The sequence below is a fragment of the Chromohalobacter sp. 48-RD10 genome (assembly GCF_029889785.1).
GTDB lineage: Bacteria > Pseudomonadota > Gammaproteobacteria > Pseudomonadales > Halomonadaceae > Chromohalobacter.
In genome coordinates this window covers 1-615 of sequence record NZ_JARANX010000208.1, presented here as the reverse complement: position 1 = coordinate 615, position 615 = coordinate 1, and the positions used below count along the sequence as shown (strand labels likewise).

1 protein-coding gene is annotated in these 615 nt (G+C 60.0%); it reads right to left on the bottom strand.

The genetic code is table 11. The features are described 5' to 3' along the window. Positions 1-33: 33 nt before the first annotated feature. The coding region (locus OP496_RS18280; protein ID WP_280565418.1) for a lipopolysaccharide kinase InaA family protein at positions 34-615 on the bottom strand (582 nt) is incomplete at its 5' end.

The window sequence follows — 615 nt, the reverse complement described above, 5'->3', positions numbered from 1 at the left end:
GGCATGAGTAGCTTCCCTGGTAGCGGCTAATCCCTATAGCGCGAGTTGGCGAATCAGGTACGCTTCGGCGAAGGCCCGGTAACGCTCGCCTTGTAATTTCGTGGGGCTGAGCATGGCTACAATGGTCTGGCGGCGTTGGCTCGCATCTTGTGGCAGGCGTTTGACGTGGGTGTCGATCCAGACGATCTCGCCAGTGTCATCGAGCAGCAAGTTGCCATAATGAAAGTCGCGATGATAGTAGCCGTGGCGAATCAGGGCCACGGCGTCGTCACAGACGCGTTGCAGGAACGCCAAGCGTGCTTCTTCTTCCTGGCGGCGAAAGTAATCCGCACCGGACTCGCCCCGGTCGAGATGTTCCATGGCCAGCAGTGACCCCAACGGATTGAAGGGGTTGAGGGCCACGCCGACTCCACGGCATTCGATGGCGCGCAGTCCGGCCCGGCGGATGCAGGCATTGGCTCGCCATTCCTTGAGCGCATCGAAACCGCCCAGCAGGCGTTTCTCCAGGATGTCGCGAATCCACCACTTGATGGGGTGGCGCCGCACCGTGTATTTGTCGGCTACCAGTTTGAATAGCGTATTCGACGCCGCATCGAGAAAGAAGCGTCTGCTGCC